This window comes from Arthrobacter sp. Cza30 (assembly GCF_059090765.1).
Map to the genome: position 1 here is coordinate 235,846 of NZ_JBNHGA010000007.1, position 21,073 is coordinate 256,918.

At 66.2% G+C, this 21,073-nt stretch carries 20 protein-coding genes; 8 read left to right on the forward strand and 12 right to left on the reverse strand.

Features of this window, described 5'->3' with window-relative positions:
- Positions 1-5: 5 nt before the first annotated feature.
- Positions 6-1,520: a M20/M25/M40 family metallo-hydrolase gene (locus tag AC5RVZ_RS23875; RefSeq protein ID WP_494068121.1), complete on the reverse strand. Its 1,515-nt coding sequence runs from the start codon at positions 1,518-1,520 to the stop codon at positions 6-8.
- A gap of 296 nt (positions 1,521-1,816) precedes the next feature.
- Here AC5RVZ_RS23875 and AC5RVZ_RS23880 point away from each other — a divergent pair, with 296 nt between their 5' ends.
- The 3 genes from AC5RVZ_RS23880 to AC5RVZ_RS23890 all read left to right on the forward strand — a co-directional run bounded on the left by AC5RVZ_RS23880 (position 1,817) and on the right by AC5RVZ_RS23890 (position 5,839).
- On the forward strand, positions 1,817-2,260 hold the full coding sequence (locus AC5RVZ_RS23880; RefSeq protein WP_494068122.1) for a VanZ family protein: 444 nt from the start codon (positions 1,817-1,819) through the stop codon (positions 2,258-2,260).
- Between the two features lie 49 nt (positions 2,261-2,309).
- A complete protein-coding gene (locus AC5RVZ_RS23885) occupies positions 2,310-3,623 on the forward strand; it encodes a UDP-glucose dehydrogenase family protein (protein ID WP_494068123.1) in 1,314 nt (437 codons plus the stop codon).
- A gap of 182 nt (positions 3,624-3,805) precedes the next feature.
- Complete coding sequence (locus AC5RVZ_RS23890; protein ID WP_494068291.1) at positions 3,806-5,839, forward strand: M1 family aminopeptidase; 2,034 nt, start codon at positions 3,806-3,808, stop codon at positions 5,837-5,839.
- Between the two features lie 88 nt (positions 5,840-5,927).
- Here AC5RVZ_RS23890 and AC5RVZ_RS23895 read toward each other — a convergent pair whose 3' ends face one another.
- From AC5RVZ_RS23895 to AC5RVZ_RS23920, 6 genes are all read right to left on the reverse strand, one after another.
- Entirely contained in the window at positions 5,928-6,188 is a 261-nt protein-coding gene (locus tag AC5RVZ_RS23895; protein ID WP_494023716.1) for an SHOCT domain-containing protein, read from the reverse strand.
- A 164-nt stretch (positions 6,189-6,352) separates the two neighbouring features.
- The gene (locus AC5RVZ_RS23900) at positions 6,353-7,336 is read right to left on the reverse strand and encodes a hypothetical protein (RefSeq protein WP_494068124.1); all 984 of its coding nucleotides are present in this window, start codon (positions 7,334-7,336) and stop codon (positions 6,353-6,355) included.
- Positions 7,333-8,238: a hypothetical protein gene (locus tag AC5RVZ_RS23905; RefSeq protein WP_494068125.1), complete on the reverse strand. Its 906-nt coding sequence runs from the start codon at positions 8,236-8,238 to the stop codon at positions 7,333-7,335. The genes AC5RVZ_RS23900 and AC5RVZ_RS23905 overlap by 4 nt, the downstream gene beginning before the upstream one ends.
- Positions 8,239-8,242: 4 nt before the next feature.
- Positions 8,243-8,926, reverse strand: coding sequence for a signal peptidase I (locus tag AC5RVZ_RS23910; RefSeq protein WP_494068126.1), 684 nt, complete (start codon positions 8,924-8,926; stop codon positions 8,243-8,245).
- An 11-nt stretch (positions 8,927-8,937) separates the two neighbouring features.
- Positions 8,938-9,513 (reverse strand): hypothetical protein, encoded by a 576-nt coding sequence (locus AC5RVZ_RS23915; protein ID WP_494068127.1) that lies wholly within the window; start codon positions 9,511-9,513, stop codon positions 8,938-8,940.
- Positions 9,514-9,592: 79 nt separating this feature from the next.
- Positions 9,593-10,132, reverse strand: a complete 540-nt coding sequence (locus AC5RVZ_RS23920; protein WP_494068128.1) for an alternate-type signal peptide domain-containing protein — start codon at positions 10,130-10,132, stop codon at positions 9,593-9,595.
- A gap of 371 nt (positions 10,133-10,503) precedes the next feature.
- Between AC5RVZ_RS23920 and AC5RVZ_RS23925 the strand changes: the two genes are divergently transcribed.
- Positions 10,504-11,343 carry a response regulator transcription factor gene (locus tag AC5RVZ_RS23925; protein ID WP_494068129.1) on the forward strand — a complete coding sequence of 280 codons (840 nt, stop codon included), beginning with the start codon at positions 10,504-10,506 and terminating at the stop codon, positions 11,341-11,343.
- On the opposite strand, the gene AC5RVZ_RS23930 is transcribed toward AC5RVZ_RS23925, so the two are convergent.
- On the reverse strand, positions 11,310-11,774 hold the full coding sequence (locus tag AC5RVZ_RS23930) for a hypothetical protein (RefSeq protein WP_494068130.1): 465 nt from the start codon (positions 11,772-11,774) through the stop codon (positions 11,310-11,312). The two genes, AC5RVZ_RS23925 and AC5RVZ_RS23930, sit on opposite strands and share 34 nt — an antisense overlap.
- A gap of 315 nt (positions 11,775-12,089) precedes the next feature.
- Between AC5RVZ_RS23930 and AC5RVZ_RS23935 the strand changes: the two genes are divergently transcribed.
- On the forward strand, positions 12,090-12,356 hold the full coding sequence (locus tag AC5RVZ_RS23935) for a hypothetical protein (RefSeq protein ID WP_494068131.1): 267 nt from the start codon (positions 12,090-12,092) through the stop codon (positions 12,354-12,356).
- Positions 12,357-12,363: 7 nt separating this feature from the next.
- Here AC5RVZ_RS23935 and AC5RVZ_RS23940 read toward each other — a convergent pair whose 3' ends face one another.
- Positions 12,364-12,780, reverse strand: coding sequence for a MarR family winged helix-turn-helix transcriptional regulator (locus AC5RVZ_RS23940; protein WP_494068132.1), 417 nt, complete (start codon positions 12,778-12,780; stop codon positions 12,364-12,366).
- A 96-nt stretch (positions 12,781-12,876) separates the two neighbouring features.
- Here AC5RVZ_RS23940 and AC5RVZ_RS23945 point away from each other — a divergent pair, with 96 nt between their 5' ends.
- Positions 12,877-14,682 (forward strand): ABC transporter ATP-binding protein, encoded by a 1,806-nt coding sequence (locus AC5RVZ_RS23945; protein WP_494068133.1) that lies wholly within the window; start codon positions 12,877-12,879, stop codon positions 14,680-14,682.
- A 13-nt stretch (positions 14,683-14,695) separates the two neighbouring features.
- Here the strand turns inward: AC5RVZ_RS23945 and mfd are convergent, their stop codons facing one another.
- Positions 14,696-18,310 carry a transcription-repair coupling factor gene (gene mfd, locus AC5RVZ_RS23950; protein WP_494068134.1) on the reverse strand — a complete coding sequence of 1,205 codons (3,615 nt, stop codon included), beginning with the start codon at positions 18,308-18,310 and terminating at the stop codon, positions 14,696-14,698.
- Between the two features lie 150 nt (positions 18,311-18,460).
- Here mfd and AC5RVZ_RS23955 point away from each other — a divergent pair, with 150 nt between their 5' ends.
- Complete coding sequence (locus tag AC5RVZ_RS23955; protein ID WP_493977796.1) at positions 18,461-18,961, forward strand: DUF2505 domain-containing protein; 501 nt, start codon at positions 18,461-18,463, stop codon at positions 18,959-18,961.
- A 16-nt stretch (positions 18,962-18,977) separates the two neighbouring features.
- Positions 18,978-19,199, forward strand: a complete 222-nt coding sequence (locus AC5RVZ_RS23960) for an SCO4848 family membrane protein (protein WP_494068135.1) — start codon at positions 18,978-18,980, stop codon at positions 19,197-19,199.
- A gap of 70 nt (positions 19,200-19,269) precedes the next feature.
- Here the strand turns inward: AC5RVZ_RS23960 and sufU are convergent, their stop codons facing one another.
- Both sufU and AC5RVZ_RS23970 read right to left on the reverse strand, forming a co-directional pair.
- On the reverse strand, positions 19,270-19,731 hold the full coding sequence (gene sufU, locus AC5RVZ_RS23965) for a Fe-S cluster assembly sulfur transfer protein SufU (protein ID WP_494068136.1): 462 nt from the start codon (positions 19,729-19,731) through the stop codon (positions 19,270-19,272).
- 1 nt (position 19,732) lies between these two features.
- Entirely contained in the window at positions 19,733-21,049 is a 1,317-nt protein-coding gene (locus AC5RVZ_RS23970) for a cysteine desulfurase (RefSeq protein WP_494068137.1), read from the reverse strand.
- Positions 21,050-21,073: the final 24 nt, after the last annotated feature.

Below are 21,073 nucleotides of genomic sequence, written 5' to 3' on the forward strand. Positions count from 1 at the left end.
TGGGGTCAGCGAACGGACTGCGGCCCCTTGAACTGCATCTTGGTGCTGCCCGTTCCCTTGCCCTTGGCCGTTCCGTTTACCGCTGAGGTCGTCTCGGCGAAGGTCAGGGTGGTGTGCGCGATGGCGTCGGCCATCTGTTCCAAGACCACCAGGTCCACGTTCGCCAGCGTGTCGCAGGCCTCGTGGTAGCAGGGATCGTAGGCCACTCCAGCGGTGCCGCCGTAGATCGCCGCCTGTTCTTCGGTCTTGATCTCCTCGGCGCCGGTAAACAAGCCTCCGGCCGGAATGCCGTTGGTGATGAAGGCGAAGTAGTCCGAGCGGCCGTCGAAGGCCGTCGGCTCCGAGGCGAGCCCCTGCGAGGCGAAATACTCGGTGAAGACGCGCTCGATGGTGGCGGAACCGTTGGGCCCGGCGAGCCCAAACGCGTCACCGTTGCCGTCATAGACGAAGCGCACGGCATTGGGCGAACCGACCATATCGAAATTCAGGTTGAGCGCATGCTGCTTGATCTCACGCTGGCTCAACTGGGACACGTAGTAGGTCGAGCCGAGCAGCCCGTCCTCTTCACCGCCCCAGAAAGCGAACCGCACCCGGTTTTCCGGAGCGTCCCCCGATGCGGCGATCTGAAGCGCCGTTTCCAGGATCGCTGCGCTGCCGGACCCATTGTCGTTGATGCCCGGGCCCTCGGATACCGAATCCAAGTGCGCGCCGACGACGACGGTGCGGTCCGCGCGTCCGGCCGTGTCGGCGAGGATGTTAAACGTCTCCGTCACGACGATCTCGGCGTCCACCGCGATCCGCAGTTCCACGCCGGCGGTCCCGGCCAGCTCGGCCCCCAGATCGAAGCTGGTGCTGACGGCCGGGATGGCCTGCGGCGTTCCCAGCGTGCCGCCGAACAGGTCAAGCCGGTCCGGTGTGCCTCCGTTGCCCTGATTGAAGATGACCACGCCGACGGCGCCTGCTGCCGCGGCATTAGAAACCTTCGTGGCGAAATCGCATGTACCGCGCTGGATCAGGGCGATGTTTCCGGCGGGGAAGCTTGCGAAGTCGGTCGCCTCGCAGCCGCTGGTGGATGCCCTGTCGCCTGCGAGGTTGATATCCACCGCGGTCACCGGTGCCGAGACGTCACCGGAGGCGGAGTAGTCCATGGCCAGGAACTCCTCCCCTGCCGTGTAGACCGTCGGCGTCGGGGCGACCTGTTCGAACTCTGCGCCGTGAAGCACGAACCGTTCGTAGGAGAACACCTGCCGCACGGGCGTGTAGCCGGCGGCCGACAACTGGGCTTCGATGTATTGGGCCGACGCCTCGTAACCGGGCGTGCCTGCAGCGCGGTTGCCGCCGTTGGCATTGGCCGCGTCCTGCAGGGCCTGCAAGTGGGTGACGATGTTCTCGGCGGTGACCGCGTTGCGCAGGGTGCTGGTGTCTGTCCCGTTGTCGGCGCGTGCCGGCAGCCCGGTCCCTAACGCCAATGCGGTGGCGGCAGCGATGGCCGCCCCGCGCCTGAAACTGTGGGTCTGCATGCTGGTTCCTCCAAAGGTGTGGATGAAAGAATCCCGCTGTCCCCGCAGCAGGATCCTGCCCGGAAGCTATCCCATGGCCCCGGAAAGCGACAGAGCCAGCTAGTGATTTCCCTCACAAACACCTGAAACAACTATTTCAGCCCAGCAAACTGCCGCTCTCCGGCCGGTGAGTTAACGCCCCACGCAGCACCGCCGGGCTCAAGCGGGTTGGGCGACCGGCCTTGGTGGCGCACCGCTACCATGGCATTCCGTCGCCCGCGCATCTGCGCGGCCGCCCACACGGGAGAGGAAGACCGATGCGGCTTGGCACGTTCCGGAAGCGGTCCCGCCTGCTGCACTCTTGCCTGCTGGCCGGGTATGCCCTCTTGGTCGCCGTCGCAATGTTGTGGCCTACCCCGGTGGATGCCGGCGCGAACAGCACCATCCAGGCAGTTCTCGCGGCTCTGCATCAAGCAGGCGGGCCGCGCTGGATCGACTACGACCTGGTCGAATCCGGGGCCAACGTCCTGATGTTCGTGCCGCTCGGTCTGCTGGCCGCCCTCCTGATGCCGCCCGGGTGGCGCTGGTTGACCCCCGCCGGAGCCTTCCTGCTCTCCGGCGCCATGGAGTGGGCGCAACGGGAGTTCCTCCCCGGGCGCTATGCCTCGCTGCAGGATGTCTGGACGAACACGCTGGGCGCGGCCCTCGGCACGGTGCTGGCCTATGCATGGCTGGAATTCCGGCAAAACCGGCACCGGTAACGCGCTAAAGTCGAAGTAGTCTCTACTCAGGCACGCGTAAAGGACCACTATGCGAATTTCCGTCATCGGCTGCGGCTACTTGGGGGCCGTGCACGCTGCGGCCATGGCCAAGCTTGGGCATGACGTGGTCGGTATCGACGTGGACGAACGCAAGGTCGCCGAGCTGCAGGCCGGCCGCGCCCCGTTCTTCGAGCCCGGGCTGCCCGAACTGCTCGCCGAGGTTCAGCAGACCGGCCGGCTGACGTTCAGCACCGAGATGGCCGACGCGGCCGGAGCCGCGGTGCACTTCGTGTGCGTGGGCACCCCGCAGCGAAAGGGCGAGAACGCCGCCGACCTGCGCTATGTCGATGCTGCCTTCACGTCCCTGGCCGTTCACCTGCGTCCGGACGACGTGGTGGTCGGCAAGTCGACCGTGCCGGTGGGAACAGCATCACGGTTGGCAGAGGAAATCCGGGATATTGCCCCGGGGGCCATCCTGGCGTGGAACCCCGAGTTCCTGCGCGAAGGCCACGCCGTCAAGGACACGCTGACTCCGGACCGCTTCGTCTACGGTGTGCCTCCGGGTGCACCCGGTGAAGCCGCCACCGCGGCCATGGACCAGGTCTACGCGACGCCGCTGGCCGGCGGGACGCCGCGGCTGGTGGTCGACTATGCCACCGCCGAACTGGTCAAGGCCGCGGCAAACTCCTTCCTCGCCACCAAGATCTCCTTCATCAACGCGATGGCGGAAGTCTGCGAAGCCGCCGGCGCCGACGTCACCGCCCTGGCCGACGCGATCGGCATGGACGAGCGCATCGGGCGCAAATTCCTCAACGCCGGCGTCGGCTTCGGCGGCGGCTGCCTGCCCAAGGACATCCGGGCCTTCATGGCCCGTGCCGGCGAACTCGGGGCGGACCAGGCCCTGACATTTCTGCGTGAAGTGGATGCCATCAACATGCGCCGGCGCACGCGCGTGGTGGAACTGACCCGGGAGCTCTGCGGCGGCTCGCTGATCGGCAAACGCATCACCGTGCTCGGAGCCGCCTTCAAGCCGCAGTCCGACGACGTCCGTGATTCCCCCGCGTTGTCGGTTGCCGCCCAACTTCAGTTGCAGGGTGCCACCGTCACCGTCACCGATCCGGAGGCGCTGGCCAACGCCAAGCAGCGTTTCCCGGAACTCAGCTATGAACCGGATACCAAAACGGCTATCGCCCGCGCCCACGCGCTCGTGCTGCTGACCGAGTGGAACGAGTACCGCGAGTTGGACCCGGTCGCCGTCGGAAACCAGGTGGACGAAAAGAAAATCCTGGACGGACGCAACGTGCTGGACCCGGCAACGTGGCGCCAGGCCGGGTGGGCCTTCAAGGGCATCGGCCGCCCCTAGCGTTTTCCCAAGTCTGACCTTCCAGAATGGGCCCGTACAGCCAGGTTGTGCGGGCCCATCGTCATATCCGTTGACAGTGGCCCCGAACAGGAGCATCTTATGTAGATGGCCAGCGCGTGAAGCCGCCGACCCCGCATATCCACGGGTCCGGGCAGCCCTGGCCGATGGGGGGACGTTGCATGATGGCTCGGAGGGGTCTTGCCCTGGTTGCGGCCGCGCTCGTTGGTGTGTCCGGCCTGGGCCTGCCCGCCGCCCCGGCCGCCGCAGCACCCGATCCCGGCCGGCACGTCTTCGAACCCGGCTCCGCCACCCTGCATGACGAGTATTTTCCCGACGCCGGGAACGGCGGCTACCAGGTGTCCCACTATGGACTGGAACTGCTGTACGACCCGCCCACGGACCGGCTGGAGGGCACCGCCACGATCACGGCGCAGGCCACGCAAAACCTTTCGGCGTTCAGCTTGGACCTGGACGGCCTGGCCGTTGACTCCGTTAGCGTCGACGGGCGGGACGCACGATTTGCCCGGACCGGCACCAAGCTCGCCGTGACCCCCACGCGGGGTGTCCCGAACGGCGACCGCTTCACCGTGGTCGTGGCGTACTCCGGCATCCCCCGAACCCTCGCCCTCCCCGGCCCGGCCGGGTTCATCCATACCGAAGACGGTGCTCTCGTCACCGGCCATCCGGTGAGTGCGCCAACCTGGTTTCCGGTGAACAACCATCCCAGCGACCGTGCCGGCTATACCTACAACATCTCGGTCCCCGACGGCTGGCAGGCGGTGGCCAACGGCTTGCCGGACGGCAGGGAGGCCGAGTCCGGCCGCACCGTCTACACGTGGAAGGCCGACGAGCCGCTGTCGCCGCATTTGGCGACCATCGCCGTCGGGCACTTTGACGTGGCGGAGCGCGCCAAGGGCGGCATCAGCTACGTGGACGCGATGGATCCGGTGTTGAAGGAGGCGGTGGTGCCGCGCAACGGCGACGGGCTTGCCTGGTCGCAGAGCGACAATGCCAGCTACAAGCGGCTCACCCGCACCGTCAGGGTGCCGGATGCCGGCGGTGAGCTTTCTTTCTGGATGCTGCGCGACACCGAACCGGGCTGGGATTATGCCTTCGTGGAGGCCAGGACACCCGGCAAGAACGATTGGACCACGCTCAAGGACACCACCGGACACGCGCGGGAGTCCACCGGCAATTCCTGTCCCGCGTGGCATCAGGTGCATCCCTTCCTGAAGCACTACCAGACGGACGACGGCGGCGGTTCCTGCACTGCCGGAGGCACCACCGGCCGCTGGTGGGCGGCCACCGGGGCCAGCCAGGGTTGGGAGCACTGGGACTTCGACTTGGGCGACTACGCCGGCCAAGACGTGGAGCTGTCCATCACCTACGCCAGCGACATCACGGGGCAGAACGACGGCGTGTTCGTAGAGGACATCAAGGTGTCGGGAGGGAAAGGGTCAACGTCTTTCGACAGCGACGGCGACCGCTGGGACGGTTGGGAAGCGCAGCATGCGCCGGACGGCAGTCCGGAGAACGCGAACGGCTGGACGGCCGGGTCGACCGCTCCGCCTTCGCAGGCGTACAAGATCCAGCAGTCGCTGGACAAGCAGTCCCGCATCATAGAATTCCTGTCCACCGTGTTCGGCAAGTATCCGCTCAAGAGCGCCGGCGGAATCATTGACTCCTCCGAAAACCTTGGTTTTGCCCTGCAGATGCAAGGCCGGCCCGTCTATCCGATGGACGGCTTCTACAGTGAGGCCAGCGGAAACGCCATGATCGCCCGCGAGTTGGCGCACCAGTGGACCGACTCGCAATTGCCTCCGCCGCGGTGGCAGGACAGCTGGCTCAACCAAGGCCTTGCTACCTATGCCGAGTGGCTCTGGAACGAACAGCAAAACCTGGGCAGCGCCGAGGATACATTCGATTTCTACGCCGGCATCCCAGCCGACGACGACTTCTGGCAGGTGCGGGTATCGGATCCGGGCGTCGATCAACTGTTCGCCGGCAATGTCCAGACCCGGGCCGCCATGGCGCTGCACGCCCTGCGGGACACGGTGGGCGACAGAGACTTTTTCAGGCTCTTGAAGACCTGGGTCCGGGACGGATCGGGCAAGCCGGCCGATTTTCAAAGGCTGGCCGAGGATGTCGCCGGCAAAGACCTTGGGGCACTCTTCACAGCCTTTGTATCGACGGCTGGGAAACCGGGGGTTTTGTAGCGGCAAGGCGCCGCGCAGGGCGGGCCGGGAGTCACCCGGCAGCGACTCCACTCACCGGCTTGCCGTCTTCGGGCTAGCCGGTCTTCGGCTAGCGGTCTTCGCCGAGGACCCGCAGGCCTTCGCGGTACGCATCTGCCGTCAGCTCGCCGCGCGCGAACCTCTGGTCAAGGATCTGCCGGGCGGTGCTCCGCCGGTGCGACTGCTGTATTTGGCCGCCTGCCGCGGCCAAAGCATCTTCCACGTCGCGCGGTCTCAGCCCCATGAACGCACGTATCACCAGGACCGCCAGCAACGCCACAATCGCCAACAACAGCAGCCCAAACAGCCATGCCAAGCCCATATCTACCATGATGAAAGCACCCCTTCGATCACGACGGAACGATGGCTTTTCTACTCCGTTCCCCTAGGGTCAGGATACGCGTCCGGTCCGACAACCAACAGGGACGGGTACACCGAACCGCCGCCCGTCTCCAGGGTTTTTGCAGTCCGGCATCCCGAAGTCCGCGGGCATTCCTACTCCGGTGAAGCAGCCTCATGGAGTGTCGTGCCCCAGGGGAAATACTTCAGGGTCTTGTAGACGGGATCGCCGGCAACAGTTCCGTCCATGGGCTGGATCCGTAAGCGGTAATCGGCAAAGAAATCACCGCCGGTCTGGGAGAACGGCAGCTCAAAGCCGGCGCTGGTCGCCTGCACAGTCGTTTCAGCGCCCCAGCCGTTGGCGCCCTGCAGGGACACCTCGTAGGACGTCGCCCCGGCCGATCCGTTCCAGCTGAAGGACACGTGCCTGCGGTCGCCGGCGGGCGCACTGACGCTATGCTTCACACTCGTCAACGGCCCCAAAGGCGGATGCTGCTTGGCGTCGTAGTAGCAGTTTTCCACGTTCGAGTGCTGGTATTCGTACGCCAAGTAGGCAGCATCGCCGGCGATAGCACCGTTCATCGGCTGGATGCGCAAGCTGTACTGCGTGTAATAGGGAGCTTTGGTCCCGGCCCCGTTGAGAGGATTGCCCAGCCGGTCGGAAGGAATCCGGGGCATGCTGAACGTGACCGATTCGCCCTTCACGTCGGCCGCGTGGTTGTAACGCGGATCACTTGACGTGAGCGTGACGGTGTAGTGCGTGAAGCTCGAGGCGCGGCTCCAACTGAAGGTGACGTCGACCTTGTCGCGGTTCACCAACTCCTCCTTGGTTTTCCCCACCACGCATTGCGCGGATTTCCGTCCCGGCCCTATGGGGCGGGGCTTCAAGTGGGCGCCGGCCACAACAGGGGCAGCCCCGGATCCGGGCGGCGGCCCTGGCACCGGCCCCACCGTGATGTTCAGGGTGGCGGTGGCCGTCTGCTGCCACTTGGCTGCGGCGACCGGCACGCCGACGCCGAGCAGAACGACCAGGAAAAATGCCACCAAGGCCGGCACGAAACCGGGCAATGCCCTCAACCACACCAGGAATCCGGGGCCTCCAGCGGAATCCGGCGCGTCGGGTTCGCGAGGTTTTCTCATAAGCGCTTCCTTCGTTTCATGAGGACAACAGACAGGGTTCCCATCAGTCCCAGAGCTACCGCCAGCCATCTGCTGCTGTTGGCGAACACATTGCTCTCGATCCAGATGGCGGGCTGTGTGGCGCGCCCTGTTTTAGTCGCCGGCGCACCCGCCTCGGTCCCGGGCAACGGGAACTCCTGGTCTTCGGAATCAGCAGGCACGGCGGTGTTGAGGGCCTGTTGACCGTGCGGCTCGCTGGGGCCGGTGGTGTCTGTACCGGTTCCGTTCGAGTCGGCGGCGCCCGCACGGCCGGGCTCGGATGCGTGATTGGCCGCTGCCCCGTCCCGCGGCGGGACGCCCGGATTGGATCCGGTGCCTGCGGGGCAGGCGGCGCGGGCCGCCTGTCCTCCCGCCGTCGCCTGCAACGTCACGGCCACATTCACATCAGCGGTCTTGAGCCGGGTTTCGTTCGCAGCCTCTTGACCGAGACGCAGTGTCATATCCAGGCGCAGGATCTCCCCCGCCTCCAGAATCCAGACGGTGTTGATGCGGGAACAAGACCACGGCCCAGTCAGCGAGGCTTCACTGGCAGGTGCCTCGCCCGACTCAACCTGCAGGACCAGATTCTTGGCGATCTGCAAGTCGGCGTCGCCGACGACGCCGGCCACGGTCAGCGCTCCGGCCTCGCTGCCGTTGTTGCGAATCCACAGGCCGGCGGTGATGGATCCACCGGGCACCAGCGGCGCACTCTCTTCAAACAACGGTGCCTGAAGCCGCGACGCGAAATTCCGTCCGTCCAGGCTGAGCTGCAGACGTTCATCGCCCGCGAATGCCGGATCGGCCGGCGCCAGAACCAAGAGGATCAACAGGACCGAAAGCGAGGCGCGCCAAACCCAGGGTCGTCGTTCCTTTCGTCCGGTCATCGCGCTACATCCTGTTCTGTTCCCTGAGCGAGCGGCGGGTGGGCACCGCTTCCGCCTGCGACACGGCAGTGGTGCCGGCGCGGGCGCAGAGGTCGTCCCGGGCGTCCGTCGCCGGTCCGTTGTCCCCTCCTGCAGGATTGGACGGGAGCCCGGGGACATCGACTGAGCCGCCTTCTTTTCTCCGCTGGCGCAGCCCGCGAATCATCGCAAAGCCGCCATACGCAATGAGCGCGAGGGCTGCAAGCTGCACCAGGCCGCCGCGCACGCCTTGTCCCAGGGCGTTGGCAACAAAGCCGACCGAGGGCACGGCATAGAACAGTTTGCCGCGAACCTGCACTTCCATGACGGGCATCTCGTCTTCCAGGGAGTTGTTATCCCCCTTGGTCACCAGCAACCGCTCACCGTTTTGCGCCGTGATGATAGCGGTGACGCGGTGTGTGACGACGACGGGGCTGTTGGATTCCACCTGGTAGGTGATGACGTCGCCGGTACTCAGCTCTGCGAAAGGGACAGGCTTCACCACCAGAAACGTGCCGGGCGCGTATTTGGGTGCCATGGAGTTCGTCAGCACCGTGTATGTCTGAGACCCGGTAACCAGAGGTATAACGACCAGCACCAGTGCTGCCAGGGTGACCGTCAGGAAGGCCAGGTAGGCAAGTCCCCTGCCTATCAGGCGAACAACATCCATGGGCTTCTCTCTCACATCTGAGCGGCAGACAACGGAATGGAAATCGCTGTAGACGAACCATCCAGGGAGGCTGGCACGTCATCGGCGAGTTCCACCTGGAAACAAAAGGCGCGCGCTTGCCCCTTGGCCAGGCGGAACGAAGGGAGCGCATCCGGGTCGGCACCAAAAAGGCCAGGGTCCGAGCAGGAGGCGAGATCCTCAGCGGCTGCGGACGTGATTTTGAGGAATCTGCCCAGCTCATGCGATTCGATAATCGGCGCTACCGCCACCTTCGCCTCAACGGCAAAATCTGCAGTGGCATTGGCCTCGTTCGTCATGAGGACGCCGGCATACACAGTACCGCCGGGCAGCACGGCGCCCGCTGGTTTCGTGGACAATGTAAGCGTCGCCGGAGCGCCGTTGGCCAGCGTCATATCCATGTGCCGGCTTTCGTCCCCGCTGAGGGTGACTGTGAAGTCGGCGGCCTGAACGGTGCCGGCATCGGCCGACACGCTCGCATTCCAGACGGCATAAGTGACTTGAACGGCGAGCATACCCAGGAAAACCGCACCCGACATCAGCGCCGCTGCCGTCACAAAACGCCGCATCCAACTCCCCCTGCCTCCCACTGGCTGGAGCCGATGCCCAGCGGGCCTTCTGACTGTCAAAACGAGGCAACCGTTTCTGCTACCTCACGGGCGTGGGCGTAACCTGCTCAAGCTTGAATGCCACGTTGCTGAAGTCATACTTCGCGCTCACGCTCTGCCTACGTGCGGTGTCCGCGTTAAAGGTGAAACTCACGGACGCTGTGATGCCCTCGACCGATTTCGAGAGGACGTTGGTTAGGTCAACGCCTTCCTTGGCCAGGGTGACTTCCGGCTTATTGATCGTTCCATCGACGAAGGCTGCGTCGAGAACGTTCTTCCCGTTTTTCCCGTCCACGCTGAGTTTCGCCTTGATGGCGTTGCCCTCAAGAACAACGTCCAGGTTCTGCTTGTAGGTCAGGGTCTCGCCGGGAATGATTTTGTGGGTTGTGAGGTCCACGGGGGCGTCCATCAGGTTGCTCGTCCAGATACCCTGCCCTGCCGTCAGGTTGAGGTTACCGGCCTGGATCGTGCCCATTTGTGCGGTCTGGTCCGCGTTCCAGGCTGCCAGCGTTCCGCCGCCACCGAGAAGCAACAGTGCGCCGGCGCCGATCGCAATAGTGCCCTTAACCATCTTGTTCATCTTCGACCTCATGCTGTGCTGACCCGGTAGGACGTTCCTCCCGCTGCTTCAACTCTCATCGGCACAACCAAAGATGAACGGTTGCATGAGCCAAAGGTTCTCGAAATTAGTGGCTGGACGGCCGGGCGAACCTCAAGAATCACCTCCAACCTCAAGATCATGGAGTCGGGAGAGCAACGGAACACGCCGCAGACGACAAAACAAGGACACCCACTGTTCTACGGCTGCGAGACACCACCGGCCACGCGTGGGGGTTGAACGTTACAGAGGAGCAGGGCATCGTAGCTAAGAAGAGTCTGAGAGCTGGCCCACACATCGGCTCAAACAGTCTTTCGACTGCACGTCAGGCCGACACACAAGAAATGGGATAGATGGACACTCCGCAAGTAGCCGTCGTCATAGAAGACGACGAAGACATCCGGCGGCTCATCAGCAGTGTCCTCACCCAATCCGGCTTTTCGGTTCATGCTGCTGCCAGTGGCCAGGAGGGCGTAGCTGCGGTGAGGAAGTACTGTCCCAGCATCGTGACCCTGGACGTGGGGCTGCCGGACTTTGACGGGTTCGAGGCGGCACGGCAGATCCGCCTTTTCAGCGATGCCTACATCCTCATGCTCACGGCGCGGTCGAACGAAATCGATACCGTGTTGGGGTTCAAGTCAGGCGCGGACGACTACATCAACAAACCGTTCCGACCGTTTGAACTGCGTGCCCGGGTTTCGGCCATGCTCCGCCGCGCCCGCAATACCGGGCCGCTGCCAACGCAGCCTCCCGCGGCCATTGCAGTACCGACTGCTTTCTCTGCCGAGCAACCCGCGGCCCCCGCCCTTCGGCCGGCCACAGGAAACGACGGCGGTGCCGCCGACGCGGTTGCGCTCGGCACGTACGACCACAACGGCCTCTCGCTGGACTATCCGACCCGTACGGTAACCGTGGACGCGGCCGCGGTGGAGTTGACCCGGACGGAATTCGAATTGCTGTTAACCCTCATGGACGGCGGCCGCACCGTGCGCAGCAAGCAGGACCTGGTGCGGCGCCTGCGGTTTGAGGAGTTTGACACGGGCTCCTTCGTGTCGGAGGCCGACGAACGCGCCGTCGAGGTCCACATGGCCAACCTGCGCCGCAAGCTCGGAGATGACCCGCGTTCGCCCCGGTGGCTGGAGACCGTTCGCGGATTCGGTTATCGGATGGCCCGGTCGGCTGTCGCCAGATAATCGGCGGCAAGGCGCCGCATCGTCTCGTCGCCGCAGCTTCCGATCGGGTCCAGCAGATCCCGCGCGGTCGCCAAGCCATGCCGGTTTCCCTCCGCGGCTTCGGTGGCCAGCCTTTGAACCTGCTGGCCCCAAAACGACAGCCGCAGTGCCCCGGCCACGCTGCTGGCAGTCTTGAGACTCAGGGAAACATCCATGACCTTGTCGAGATCCTGTTCCTGGACCGCCTGGACCAGCCGCATCCTCCGGACATCCCACATGTCAATGTAGTCGGCCACGAACCTGCGGCAGGCGTGTTCGTCCCTCAGGTCCCTCGCCAGGGCATGCAGCACCGGCATCGCGACCACCGGCAGTTCGCAGGCGGCCAGGACGAGGGACACTGCCGGTCGGCCAGGGTCCGCCTCCCGTTGGCTGGGCTGGTCAGGGAAACTCATACGTGCCAGTCTGGCCTCGGCAGCTCAGGAAGCCGGGCGGCGCAGCCCGAAGATCGGCCAAAGGAAAGCTGAACGAGGCGGCGGGCCGTTCACACCGGTGGCGAACCGACGAACTTCCCGACACGACAAAGGGAGATGCCCGGATTTCCGCACCGGCTACCTAAGATGGCTATGCCACGTCTGTGCGTACAAAACCCGTTCCTGATGGCTGAAAGGCCAGTAATGCCCAATCCTGCCCAAGACACTCAACTGCCGAGCCGGCGCGACGTTCGCACGGGCGCAGCCGAGCCCGCGCCGCCGACGGGCATGATTCCAGTGATCCCGCTTGTGTCCAAGCCGTCCGGCGACCCGTATCCCGCCCGGCGGGAGTTGCGCACCGGCCTCATCCAAGTAGTGGCACCGGCGGCCGGTCAGGCGGCCGGTCCTACGAAGTATGTTCGCATCGAGAAGCCGCAGTCCGGCTCCTCCCGGTCCACGCAACGCTCCAAAGCACCCCGAAAGACGGTCAGGACCGCCTGGGTAGTCAGCACCGTCGTCGTGCTTGCTGCCGTCGCCGCCGTGTGGTTCGCGTTCCTGCGGTAGCGCCGGCTTAGTCCTCCGCCGAGGTGAGCTTGGCCAGGAGCGTAGCAAGTTCGGAGCGCTCGGCTGCAGACAGGGCGCCAAAATACTTCTCCGCATGCCTCACCTGGACCTCCCGGATAGCCTGCCCTATCTCCCGCCCAGCCTTGGTCAGGACGACCACCGTGGCCCTGCGGTCCGCCGGATCAGGCTCCCGCGAGCACCAGCCCCTCTCCTGCAGGCCGTCGACGATGTCGGTCGCCGATCGCGGCGCTATCCGAAGCCGCTCGGAAAGTTCACCCAATCGCAGCGGGCTGTGCTGGCGGAGCACGCGCAGTGCCCTCGCTTGTGACGGGGCGACGCCGAGCGGGGCCATCCCCTCCCGGGCGCCCCTCCTGAGTTGACGCGACACTGCCCAGAACGCATCCAGTAAACTTTCGTCTGCCACGGGGAATAGGCTACCAAGTTTTCCTGTTGCAACCTCATATTGAGGTAACCTCAGCAATGCGGGCGGCGCACGTTGCCCCCTTCATCACGGATCGAGGTGGTTCCGACGGAAACCTTCGGAATAACCGCCGGCCGCGGACCCGTAAGGGAGCCGACGGCCGCAGAAAAAGAACAAGCCCGGCAGGTACCGCTGAAGCGGATCGCCGCCCTTTTCCGCCCGTACCGGGGGGAACTGGCCCTCGTTACCGGCATCATCATCGCGTCTTCGGCCGCCGCCATGGCCTCGCCGTTCCTCCTGCGCGCCGTGATAGACACGGCCCTGCCCCGCCAACAGCTCTCGCTGCTGGCGGGGCTGACCGCCGGGATGCTGGCGGTCGCTGCTATTACGGCCCTGTTCGGCGTTTTGCAGACCTGGATCGCGACCCGGGTGGGCCAACGCGTGATGCACAGCCTGCGGACCGAGGTCTTCGCGCACCTCCAGCGCCAGTCCGTCGGCTTCTTCACGCGGACACGGAGCGGGGAAATCCAGTCCCGCATCACACACGACATCGGTGGCATGCAATCGGTGGTCACCTCGACCGCTACAGGCATTGCCACCAACCTGACCACCGTCGTCGCCACGGCAGTGGCCATGGCGGCGCTGTCCTGGCAGCTGTCGCTGATCTCGCTGCTGGTCATGCCGCCGGCCATTGTGCTGACCCGCAAGGTGGCCAAGGTGCGCCGGGAGCTGACCGCCCGCCGCCAGCGGGAACTGGCCGACATGAATGTGACCATCGAAGAATCGCTCTCGGTCAGCGGAATCCAGCTGAGCAAGACCCTGGGCACCGGAGACGACCTGGCCGCCCGGTTTTCCGCCTCGTCGGAGCGGCTGACCGACCTGGAACTTCGTTCCGAATTGGCCGGGCGCTGGCGGATGGCCACCATGAGCATCATTTTTGCCGCCGTACCCGCCGTCATCTACTTCGCCGCCGGCCTGCCGGGGGCCGCAGGGAACATCAGCATCGGTACGGTGGTGGCGTTCACCGCGCTGCAGGGCGGCCTTTTCCGGCCGTTGCTCGGGCTGCTGAACGTGACGATCACCGTCACCAGCTCGCTGGCGCTCTTCGCCCGGATTTTCGAGTATCTGGACCTGCCGGTGGAGATCGCCGAGCCCGCCTCCCCCGCCCCGGTGGATCCGTCGAAAGTCGCCGGCCACGTCCGCTTCGAGAACGTCAGCTTCAGCTATCCGGACAGCGAGACACCGGCCGTCGAGCATGTGAACCTGGCCGTCCCCGCCGGTTCCAGCCTGGCCCTGGTGGGCCCGACCGGATCGGGGAAGAGCAGCCTGGCCGCCCTGGTGGCCCGCCTGCAGGATCCGACGGAAGGTCGCGTCACCATCGACGGCGTCGACCTCCGCGCCCTGCGCCTGGCCGACCTGGCGGCCATTGTCGGAGTGGTCAGCCAGGACACCTACCTGCTGCACACCACGGTGCGGGAAAACCTGCGCTACGCCAAGCCGGATGCCAGCGATGCCGACATCGAGCAGGCCGCACGGGACGCCCAGATCCACGACCACATCGCGGCGCTTCCGGATGGTTACGACACCGTCGTCGGGTCCCGGGGGCACCGGTTCTCGGGCGGCGAGAAGCAACGGATTGCCATCGCCCGGACCCTGCTGCGCAATCCTCCGGTGCTGGTGCTGGACGAGGCAACCAGTGCACTGGATACCCAGACCGAACACGCTGTCCAGCAGGCCTTCGACCGGTTGGCCGCCGGCCGCACCACCATCACCATCGCCCACCGGCTCTCGACTGTCCGGAATGCCGACCAGATCGCCGTCCTCGAGGCCGGCCGGATCGTCGAACAGGGAACACACGAGTCCCTGCTCGACGCCGACGGCCGGTATGCGGCGCTGGCCGCCTAGCAACCCGCGCCGTTTACTCCTTGAACACCGCGTCGATGACGCCCTGCGCCCACTCAAGGATGGCCAAGTCGGCCAGGTCCTTGCCGCCGATACGGGCGGTCTTGGGCTTGGGGACAAGGATGAAGTCCAGCGCCGGTTTCACCTGCGACCCGGGGTACATCCGGTTCAGCCGCATCACCTTGGACTCCGGCAAGGCCGCCGGCGCGAACTTGATGAAGTTGCCCTGCACCGCCACGTCGGTCAGCCCGGCGGCGCGGGCCTCCACCCGGAAGCGCGCCACCGCCACGAGATTCCGGACGGGCTCGGGCAGCTCGCCGTAGCGGTCGGTGAGCTCGGCCACCACTTCGTCGATGGCTTCGTGTGTGGTCGCCTGGGCGAGCTTCCGGTAGGCCTCCAGGCGCAGGCGCTCCCCCGGAACATAGTCGTGCGGCAGGTGCGCGTTCACGGGCAGTTCGATCTTCATTTCGGCGACCTTCTGCTCGGTTTCGCCGCGGAAATCCGCCACCGCCTCGCCGACCAGCCGGATGTACAGATCAAAACCGACGCCGGCAATGTGCCCGGACTGTTCCCCGCCCAGCAGGTTGCCGGCGCCGCGGATCTCCAGGTCCTTCAGGGCCAGCTGCATGCCGGCGCCCAGCTCGTTGTGGGCGGCCACGGCTTTCAGCCGCTCGAGGGCAACTTCGCCCAGCGGTTTCTCGGCGTCGAACAGGAAATAGGCGTACGCCCGTTCCCGGCCGCGGCCCACCCGCCCGCGCAGCTGGTGCAGCTGGGAGAGGCCGTAGCGATCCGCCCGGTCGACGATCAGGGTGTTCGCGTTGGAAATATCCAGCCCGGTCTCGATGATGGTGGTGCAGACCAGGACATCAAAGCGCTTCTCCCAGAAGTCGACAATGATCTGCTCCAGCCGTGACTCGCTCATCTGACCGTGCGCCACTTCCACCCGCGCCTCGGGCACCAGCTCCCGAATCCGCGCCGCCTGCCGCTCGATGGACGACACCCGGTTGTGCACGAAGAAGACCTGGCCCTCGCGCATCAGCTCGCGCCGGATGGCCGCCGACGTCTGCTTGTCCGTGTACGGGCCGACATAAGTCAGCACCGGATGGCGCTCCTCCGGCGGGGTGGCCAGCGTGGAGGTCTCGCGGATCCCGGTCAGGGACATCTCCAGGGTGCGCGGGATCGGCGTCGCGGACATGGCCAGGACGTCCACGTTGGTGCGCATCTTCTTCAACGCTTCCTTGTGCTCGACGCCGAAGCGCTGCTCCTCGTCCACGATGACCAGGCCCACGTCCTTGAACTGGACCTCCTTGGACAGCAGCCGGTGCGTTCCGATGACGACGTCGATGCTGCCGTTCTTGATGCCTTCCATCGTGTCCTTGGCTTCCTTGGGCGTCTGGAAGCGGGACAACGCCTTGACCCTGACCGGGAACCCGGAGAAGCGTTCGCTGAAGGTCTCGTAGTGCTGCTGGGACAGCAAGGTGGTGGGAACCAGGACGGCAACCTGCTTGCCATCCTGGACCGCCTTGAACGCGGCCCGCACCGCGATCTCGGTCTTGCCGTAGCCCACGTCGCCCGAGATCAGCCGGTCCATCGGAACTTCCCGCTCCATGTCCGCCTTGACCTCGTTGATGGTGGTCAGCTGGTCGGGCGTTTCGATGTAGGGGAAGGCCTCTTCCAGCTCGCGCTGCCACGGGGTGTCGGGTCCGAAGGCGTGCCCCCGGGAGGCCATCCGGGCCGAGTACAGCCGGATCAGCTCCCCGGCAATCTCCTTGACCGCCTTGCGGGCCTGGCTCTTGGTCTTGGCCCAATCGGAGCCGCCCATCTTGGACAGCGCCGGAGCATCTCCGCCGACATAGCGGGTCACCTGGTCCAACTGGTCCGTCGGCACGAACAGCCGGTCCCCCGGTGCGCCGCGCTTGGCCGCGGCGTACTCCAGCACCAGGTACTCCCGCATCGCCTTGGTGGGCCCGGCGCCGGTGGACCGCTGCACCAGTTCCACGAACTTCCCCACGCCGTGCTGCTCGTGCACCACGAAGTCGCCCTCGGTCAGCTGCAGCGGATCCACCGCGTTGCGCCGGCGCGACGGCATCTTGCGCATGTCCTTGGTGGAGCGCGCGGTGGCGCGGCCCAGCAGGTCGGCTTCGGTCAGCAGGCCCAGTTTCAGCCCGTCGAACACAAACCCCTTGCCGGTGCTCGCCGTGGTGATTTCGATGATCCCGGGCTGCGGTTCGCTCTCCAGCGATTCGATGCGGGAGGCCGGGATCTGGGCATCGTGGAAGAGCTCGGCCATGCGGGCGGCCGGGCCCGGACCTTCGGTCGCCACGACCACACGCCACTGGTCGCGCACGCGGGAGCCAATGAACTCCATCATTTCGGCCACATCGCCCTGGTAGCCCCTCGGCTCCCTGGCCGCGATAGTCAAGGTGTCGATGTCCAGCACTGTTTCGTCGTCGGGGTTGAACGAGGTGATGGACCACCACGACACCTGCTGTTCTCCGGCGGTCGCCCGGGTGTCCCCCAGCGACCGGAAGCCGGCCTGCTCCAGGTCCCCCTGCAGCCCCAGGTCCAGCGGTGCGTCCCCGCCCTCGGAAGCCGTCGCCCACGCGGCGGCCAGGAACTCGTCGTTTGTTGTCTCGAGGTCATGGGCGCGGCCGCGCACCTTTTCCGGTTCAATGACGACGGCGATGGAGCCGGGCGGAAGCTCCCCGATGAACGGCACCATGGCGTCCACCAGCACCGGCGACAGCGATTCCATGCCTTCGACGGCGACGCCCCCGGCAATCTTCTCCAGCATGTCGGCCGCCGCCGGCATCTGCCCCTTCAGTTTGGCGGCGCGACTCATGACCGAGGGCGTGATCAACAGCTCCCGGCACGGCGGGGCGTACAGCTGGGCGGGGTGCTTGACGTTCTCCCCGGCCAGGGAGCGCTGGTCGGCAACGGCGAACCAGCGCATCGATTCGACCTCGTCGCCAAAGAACTCGATCCGGACGGGGTGGTCGTCGGTGGGCGAAAAAACATCCAGGATTCCGCCGCGCACGGCGAACTCGCCTCGCCGGCTCACCATGTCCACGCGGGCGTAGGCGGCTTCGGACAACCGACGGACCACGTCGGTGAAAGCGACCTCGTCGCCCACCGTCAGCGACACTGGCTGCAAATCCCCCAGCCCCTGCACGAGCGGCTGAAGCACCGCGCGCACCGGCGCCACCACCACCCGCAGCGGCGCCGCCCCGTCGTCGTGCTTCAGCCGGCGCAGCACCGACAGCCTGCGCCCCACCGTGTCCGACCGCGGCGACAGGCGCTCATGCGGCAACGTCTCCCAGCTGGGGAACTCCTCGATCGACTCATCCGGCAAGTAACTGCGCAGCGCCGCCGCCAGGTCTTCGGTTTCCCGCCCGGTCGCGGTCACCGCCAGCACGACGCCGGGCCCGGACCCGCCGCCCGGTGCGGCCCCCTCGCCGGCGCCCGCCTCCAGCCCCTGAACCATCTCGGCCAGCAGGGCGGCCCGCAGCCCGGGCGGCGCACCGATCTGCAGATCCTCGCTGCGCTCCGCCACGGGCCGGGCCGACTGCAGCCGTACCTTCGCGAACGATTCGTCCTGGGCGAGGGCTGTGCGCAGTCCGTTCAGGCTCATTGTGTTCCATCTTCTTCCGGTCGGGCGCAACACGAATACCCTCCAGTTCGGCGCACCCGGGTTCGGCGCAACTGAGGGTCAGGGACCAACTTTACCGCGCACAGTAGGATGGATGCTGGCCCAACCAGTTCCGACAATCCGGGAGTCTTCATGGCGCTCAGCGCTTCCACCACCCTGCCCTATCCCGCAGCCAAGGTCACCGAAACCTTCACCGACGAGGCGTTCCTGCGCCACATCAGCGAGTTGGTCGGCGGCACGCTGGAGTCCGTGCAGCGCGACGGCGATGTTGCGGGCGCCTTCACGCTGACCGTGGTCCGCAAGGTTCCCAGTGCGCGGCTGCCGGAGATTGCGAAGAAGATGCTCGGCGACTCGCTCACCGTCACCCAGACCGAACGGTGGCAGGCGCCCGCGGCCGACGGTTCCCGCACCGCCGACGTCAGCATGAAGGTGGCCGGGGCCCCGGTGGACGTCACCGCGGTCCAGCAGCTCGTGGCCGACGGAGACTCCACGCGGGTGGACCTCAGCGGAGACGTAAAGTCTTCGATCCCGTTCCTGGGCGGCAAGATCGCCGCTGCCGCCGAGCCGATGCTGGGCAAAGCGCTGAACATCCAGGCGCAGCAGGCCGAGGCCTGGCTGTCCGGCCGCGCCTGATCCGGGAGCCGCTGCAGTGAATATTCCGGCTGCCCTGGCCTGGGTGCTGATCCTTGCCGGCGTCTGGGCCTTGCTGGTCTGGGCCCCGCATCTCGTCCGGGTGTGGAAGGATCCCCGCTCCAAAGACGACAAGGGCGCCATGACCCGCTACTTCACCATGGAGTTCATGAAGGCGACCACCTCCATGATCCTGGGCATCGCCACGCTGGTGATCGGCGCCCGCGGCCTCGCGGGCTAGGCCGCACGCCAGCAAGCCAAAGGAGGGGCCGGGCCGCGCGAATGCGCCGCCCGGCCCCTTTTGCATCCGGTCAGTTCGCCGCCAGCAGGGCTTCTTCCAGCGCCACCCAGGCGAGCATCGCGCACTTCACCCGTGCCGGATACTTGGAGACGCCGGAGAACGCGGCGGCGTCGCCGAGGATTTCTTCGTCGGCGTCGACACTCCCCCGCGAGCGCATCAGCTCGCGGAAGTTGTCCACCACCTTCAGCAGCTCCTCCCGCTCCATGCCTTGCGCCAGGTCGCTCAGCACCGACGCGGAGGCCATCGAGATGGAGCAGCCCTGGCCGTCCCAGCTGACGCCGGAGAGCATGGTCGCGGCGCCGTCCTCGTGCACGGCGGCGCGAAGCGTGATTTCGTCGCCGCAGGTCGGATTGAGCATGTGGGACTCGCCGGTCTTGTCTCCCGGCGGCGGATCGGCCAGGGGCGCCCCGTGCCGTTTCTTGGCGTGCTCCAGGATGATCTGCTGGTACAGCTGCTGCAGTTCAGCACTCACGTCAGTTAACTCCAAAGAACGGGCGGACCCCGGTGACGGCGTCCAGGAAGGCGTCGACGTCGTCGGTGGTGTTGTACAGATAGGTGCTGACGCGGGTGGTCGCCACCAGGCCGAGGCGCCGGTGCAGCGGCTGTGCGCAGTGGTGGCCGACGCGCACGGCGATGCCTTTGTCGTCCAGGAACTGGCCGACGTCGTGGGCGTGAACCCCATCGACGTCGAAGGCGGCCAGACCGATCCGTTCGGCGCCGGCGGCCGGGCCGAGCACCCGGACACCGTCGATGGCGGCGAGTCCGGCCACCAGCCGCTGCCCCAGTTCGGCCTCCCAGGCATGGATCCGGTCCATGCCAGTTTCCTGGAGGTAGTCGACCGCAGCTGCCAGCGCCACCGCCTGCGAGATGCGCTGGGTCCCGGCCTCGAAGCGCTGCGGGGACGGCAGATAGTCGGCCTGTTCCATGGTCACCGTGGTGATCATGGAACCGCCGGTCAGGAACGGCGGCATGGCGTTGAGCAGCTCCGCCTTGCCGTAGAGCACGCCGATGCCGGTGGGACCCAGCATCTTGTGCCCGGAAAAGGCAGCGAAGTCCACGTCCAGTGCCTTCACATCGACGGCCATGTGCGGCACGGACTGGCAGGCGTCGAGCACGGCGACGGCGCCCGCCTTGCGGGCGAGCCCCACCAGGTCCTCCACCGGGTTGATGGTTCCCAGCACATTGGAGGCATGGGTGAACGCCACGACCTTAGTGCGCGGACCGATGACCTGCGCCGCCTCGTCGAGGCGCAGCGCACCGGCGTCGTCCACCGGGATAAAGCGCAAGGTGGCGCCGGTGCGGAAGGCCAGCTCCTGCCAGGGGATCAGGTTGGCGTGGTGCTCCATCTCGGTAACCACCAGCTCGTCGCCGGGCCCCAGCGCGAAACGCGACGCGGCCGCCCCGCCGCGGCCGGCGCTGGCGTTGGAAAAGGCATAGGCGACAAGGTTGATGGCTTCGGTGGCGTTGGAGGTCCAGACCACCTCGTCGATGCCGGCATTGATGAAACCGGCGACGGTTTCCCGCGCGTTCTCGAAAGCATCGGTGGCGGAGACGGCCAGCATGTGCGCACCCCGGTGGACGGCGGCGTTCCGCTGTTCGTAGTACTCCTGTTCGGCCTCCATGACGGAGAGTGGATTCTGGGACGTGGCGCCCGAATCCAGGTACACCAGCGGCGAGCCGTTCACCTGCTGGTCGAGGATGGGGAAGTCGTTGCGAATGCGCCGAGCTTCGGCATTGTCGATCATGCCGGCGGCATGCTTGAGGGTTGCGGGGGTGGATACCACAGACACCTGGGGTGCTCCTTGGATCGATGG

What these genes read in the sequence shown, in the direction of transcription:
- AC5RVZ_RS23910 (WP_494068126.1), bottom strand. Translation starts at nt 8,926, where the DNA reads ATGGATGTTGTTCGCCTGATAGGCAGGGGACTTGCCTACCTGGCCTTC.
- AC5RVZ_RS23920 (WP_494068128.1), bottom strand. Translation starts at nt 10,132, where the DNA reads ATGAACAAGATGGTTAAGGGCACTATTGCGATCGGCGCCGGCGCACTG.
- AC5RVZ_RS23915 (WP_494068127.1), bottom strand. Translation starts at nt 9,513, where the DNA reads ATGCGGCGTTTTGTGACGGCAGCGGCGCTGATGTCGGGTGCGGTTTTC.
- AC5RVZ_RS23900 (WP_494068124.1), bottom strand. Translation starts at nt 7,336, where the DNA reads ATGAGAAAACCTCGCGAACCCGACGCGCCGGATTCCGCTGGAGGCCCC.
- AC5RVZ_RS23880 (WP_494068122.1), top strand. Translation starts at nt 1,817, where the DNA reads ATGCGGCTTGGCACGTTCCGGAAGCGGTCCCGCCTGCTGCACTCTTGC.
- mfd (WP_494068134.1), bottom strand. Translation starts at nt 18,310, where the DNA reads ATGAGCCTGAACGGACTGCGCACAGCCCTCGCCCAGGACGAATCGTTC.
- AC5RVZ_RS23955 (WP_493977796.1), top strand. Translation starts at nt 18,461, where the DNA reads ATGGCGCTCAGCGCTTCCACCACCCTGCCCTATCCCGCAGCCAAGGTC.
- AC5RVZ_RS23925 (WP_494068129.1), top strand. Translation starts at nt 10,504, where the DNA reads ATGGACACTCCGCAAGTAGCCGTCGTCATAGAAGACGACGAAGACATC.
- AC5RVZ_RS23930 (WP_494068130.1), bottom strand. Translation starts at nt 11,774, where the DNA reads ATGAGTTTCCCTGACCAGCCCAGCCAACGGGAGGCGGACCCTGGCCGA.
- AC5RVZ_RS23895 (WP_494023716.1), bottom strand. Translation starts at nt 6,188, where the DNA reads ATGGTAGATATGGGCTTGGCATGGCTGTTTGGGCTGCTGTTGTTGGCG.
- AC5RVZ_RS23885 (WP_494068123.1), top strand. Translation starts at nt 2,310, where the DNA reads ATGCGAATTTCCGTCATCGGCTGCGGCTACTTGGGGGCCGTGCACGCT.
- AC5RVZ_RS23875 (WP_494068121.1), bottom strand. Translation starts at nt 1,520, where the DNA reads ATGCAGACCCACAGTTTCAGGCGCGGGGCGGCCATCGCTGCCGCCACC.
- AC5RVZ_RS23905 (WP_494068125.1), bottom strand. Translation starts at nt 8,238, where the DNA reads ATGACCGGACGAAAGGAACGACGACCCTGGGTTTGGCGCGCCTCGCTT.
- AC5RVZ_RS23890 (WP_494068291.1), top strand. Translation starts at nt 3,806, where the DNA reads ATGGCTCGGAGGGGTCTTGCCCTGGTTGCGGCCGCGCTCGTTGGTGTG.